This window comes from Gemmatimonadota bacterium, from assembly GCA_026706845.1.
Lineage (GTDB): Bacteria > Latescibacterota > UBA2968 > UBA2968 > UBA2968 > VXRD01.
Genome location: JAPOXY010000037.1, coordinates 32185 through 36317, shown reverse-complemented (window position 1 = coordinate 36317; position 4133 = coordinate 32185). Strand labels below are relative to the sequence as shown.

General features: G+C 51.6%; 4 protein-coding genes. 2 read left to right on the top strand and 2 right to left on the bottom strand.

Translation table 11 applies throughout. From position 1 onward, the window contains the following. Positions 1-313: LptF/LptG family permease (locus OXG87_03990; GenBank protein ID MCY3868692.1), on the bottom strand; the 313-nt coding region annotated here is incomplete at its 3' end. Between the two features lie 2 nt (positions 314-315). After that, positions 316-1590: an LptF/LptG family permease gene (locus OXG87_03985; protein ID MCY3868691.1), complete on the bottom strand. Its 1275-nt coding sequence runs from the start codon at positions 1588-1590 to the stop codon at positions 316-318. A 240-nt stretch (positions 1591-1830) separates the two neighbouring features. On the opposite strand from OXG87_03985, the gene OXG87_03980 reads away from it, so the two are divergent. Continuing rightward, complete coding sequence (locus OXG87_03980; GenBank protein ID MCY3868690.1) at positions 1831-3105, top strand: hypothetical protein; 1275 nt, start codon at positions 1831-1833, stop codon at positions 3103-3105. Positions 3106-3149: 44 nt separating this feature from the next. Then, positions 3150-4133: hypothetical protein (locus OXG87_03975; GenBank protein MCY3868689.1), on the top strand; the 984-nt coding region annotated here is incomplete at its 3' end.

The following is a 4133-nucleotide window of genomic DNA, read 5'->3' as shown; positions in this document are numbered from 1 at the left end:
TGTGCAAGGGAATCACGACTTGATACAGACTTATGCCAGCACTTTTCATTGCCAGCAATTCCCCGCGCTGTATCAGCCCCCCCATACAGAACAATCCCGCGAGCAAGACTGCCATTGGAAGCACGAGGACGACAATATAGGGCAAATAGCAGAAATAATAAGACAGAATTGTTCCCAGGCCGACATCTCGGTCTATAAACGCGCTGAGGCGATCTACCAGATCAATTACGACAAAAACAATGGTAAAAGCCAGCAAGCTGAGGGCAAAGGGCATTGCAAATTGGACGACGACATAGCGGCTCAAAATACGCACGGCTATCTCCTTTTTACGCCCCACTCGCAGATAATTCGAGCAGATAGAACAACGCCGACGAGGGCGGTCAATACATTGGGCATCCACATCGCAAACCAGGGCATGAGCACCCCTCGGTCAGCCAGTTTTTCACCTCCGATGAGAAAAATCCACCACGCTAAAAAAAAGCCAATGCTAATTGCCGCGCCAATTGCTGCACTGCTGCTGCGCGCCCACACGCCGATAGGCGCGCCTACCAGCACAAATGCCACACAGGCTGCGGGAATTGAAAATTTTTTGTGTACTTCCACGCGCAATCGGTCTGCTGCTCTCAACTTATGGCGTGCAATCCGCGTATCGGCTGCCACGCGCCCCAATACAGCGCGCAGTGACTGCACGGGGTTTGTATCTGCGGAATCTATTAACACTTCGCGCACAAACGCATCTAAAAGGTTCGCCCTTTTGACCTTCGCCTGATGTAATTCGCTTTCGTATTGTGCAATTTTGTGCTGCATGGTGGCGATATCCATTTCTCTATCATTGCGATACGCCGATGAAGACCGAGACAACTGTTGGCCCGCATCACCGAGACGCAATCTGGCTTTGGCAAATGTTGTGAGCGCATAGACTGTGGGATCGTCTGGATCAATGCGGTGCATTTCCCCGTTAAAGAGATAGAGCAGAGCCTCGTCTCGCGCTTCGTCAAATTCGACAACGCCCGAATCGGCAACCGCTGTTTCGGGAAACCCATCGCTATTAAAGCTATATACCAGCACGTCATGGAGGATATTTCCGCCCGCATCGGCGCGATCAAATAAAATCTGGTAATTTTTGAAATCGCCGATCATCACACCGGCCTTGTCGGCGAGTGCGACAGCGGGGCGTTTGCGGTGAATATCTGTCATCAAAATGCGGGCGCGGTGATTAAATTCGGGCAAAATGCGATCATTAAAAAACACCAGTCCAATTCCCAAAAGCGCGGCGACGATCAGAACCGGCACGACGACCTGATGAATCCCAATGCCCAATGCGCGCATGGCCACAATTTCGCCCGCGGCACTCAAGCGGCCAAATGCCAGCAGGGTGCTGACCAGCACAGCCATCGGAACGGCGAGTGCAATCATCCAGGCCGTGTTTAAAAAAAACAACTCAAAAACCACACCTATGGGCACGCCTTTTCCCAGTATGCGATCGAGCATTTGCAAAACGAGATCAATGACGAGAAGAAAGATGATCACGGAAAAACCAAATAAAAATGGCATTATTAGTTCGGATATCACATACCAGCGCAAGCGCATGAGGAACCTTTTGTAAAAAAATAAGTTTAACCGAATGGTGCACAACTGGTTCAGGCCAGTTCATAGACGAATATACGGCTTTTTACCTGTGAAAAAAAGACGCGCTTACCGATATTTATCTCCCGCCAATTTCTTCGGATTTTACCTTGACTTTCATGTGGCTTATGCTATTATGTACTCTGTTCAAAAGTCTATCACCCGCTCCTTAATACAACTTTCCGACTGTTTCCCAAAGTCCTTATGAAGTTTATTCACATTCACCTGTGGTCGCGCGGCCTCAGTGTTTTATTTTATCTCGCGTTGCTCTGCCCGAGTATTGCTCTTGCCACGCCGGGTTTGCGCCCGCAAATAGGTGTGTCAACGCTTGAAGCCTTTTTGCGCGATACACCTGGATCCTCTTCTTATTTTCCCAGAAGACGCCCATATGCGACTCCCACGGCGCAACTAATAGAAACAGAAGCCGAATATACACTTATGGTGTTCCGCGACCTGGGCGGTACGCCTTACGGCCTTCCGGTGATTATCAGTCTGGGCGACTTTATGCGCTATAAGTTCCATCACGATACCCATCGCCTTGCACAAGAGCGATTGGGGGGTCGCCTGGATGAAGATATGGAAGGCGAGGGCATAATTGATGTCAAAATACCGATTCGCGTCCCCCAGCGTTTTAGCGCTATTACAGGGGAAGGGGCTGCCAATCTCACCATACGGGGGTACCGCCGCATCGAATTGTCGGGCCTCTCGCAATACACTTTGGGACAGGCGCAAGCAGCTCTCACGCGCACATCGCGTTTTCCCACCATCAATTTTGAGCAAGAAGCCCGACTCACTGTTGAAGGCTCCATTGGCGATCGGATATTGGTTTCGCTGGAGCAGGATAGCGAACGACAAGGCTTTGAACTGACCGAGGGCCTGCGCCTGCAATACAAAGGCGATGAGGACGGCATTATTGAAACCATAGAAGCGGGTAACACGACACTGGCTTTGCCCGGCACGCGCCTGATTGGATTTAGCGGTGGCAGTAGAGGCGGGTTGTTTGGCATCAAAACGCGAGGGCGTGTTGGTGCCATCAATTTTACGGTTGTCACATCTCAGGACAAATCGTCGAGTGGTCGCAAAACCTTTACAGGGCAAGGGGATACAGGACAAGGGCAGGGGAGGTCTGATGCAATTCCCGATTACAGGTACATCGAAAACACCTACTTTTTTCTCGATAACACTTATCGCGAGAATTTCCGCAGCGGCTTATTCCCCGCGCCGGGCGATCGCGTCACTGAGCAAAGCGTGCGCGTATTCATAAACGACTACAACGCACAAAACGACCTCGAAGACTCGGCCATTCCCGGCATCGCATACCTCGTGTGGAACAATGGATCGCCCGATGAAGCGGCTTCGCGTCGTTCTGACAAGGGCGTCGAAGAAGGCACGTTCCCCAACCTCGATTTACTGCTTTACCCGAAGGCTTTCTCATCCATGAACGCGGTCCGATTTCGCGGGGCTACACGCTTGCGGTAGCTTATCAAACCGCGTCGGGTGAAAATTTTGGCGACATACAATTTATTCCCGATCCGGGAAATCCCGACAAAAAAATTCAACTCAAGCTCATCAAAGCCAGACAACAACGCCCCACAGACCCGACCTGGGGGCTTGCGTGGCGCAATGTTTATCGCCTGGGCGTGCGCAACATCGATCCCGCTGGTCTGTCCGTCGGCATCTTTCGCAATGTACCAGGTGAAAGTCCGCAGGACAATCAGGAAGGCAGATCATACCTGGAAATTTTTGGTCTCGACCGGCACACCAACGGGTCTTCTGAATCATCTCCTCCAGATCGGCTCATCGATATTGGCACGGGGTATGAGATTCCCGGTCTGCACCTGGCCAGAGGACATCTCGTCTTTCCCTTCCTCGAGCCTTTTGGCGAGGAGGGTTTGGGCGCGCCCGATCTCGAGGTGCGCGTGCCGGGCATTTACAACGAGACCAACACGTCCAACCGCCAGGAAGCGGGACGGTATGAGCTGCGGGTGAGTTCGACGAGCAAATCGACCGAATACAACCTCGGATTTGGCGGACTGCTTCAAGACAGCGAAGTCGTTCGGCTGAACAACCGAACATTAACACGCGATACAGACTACACGATAAATTATTTGACAGGCCGTTTGAAATTTATTGGCGATGCCGAAAACGAGGTTGCGGATCCTTCCTCTGAGCTGGATATATCGTATCAGACCAAAGACCAATTTGGTTTTGGTCAGTCCAAAAGCCTTTTGGGCGTGCGTCTCGAGCGGCCCTTTGAAGATCAGTATTCGCTTATTGGCATGACCTTGCTCTACGGCAGTCAAAGTACTGCCTCGCCGCGCGTGCGGGTTGGGCAGGAGCCCACGCGCACTATTTTGTGGGATGCCAATGCGCGCTTCCGGATGCAACCCAAACTGTTGAGCGATCTCGTCAATTCAATTCCACTCGTGAACACGCAGGCGCCGTCTTCTATCGACATGGACTTTGAAATCGCGCAGAGTTTGCCAAATCCCAATACCAAAAATGTG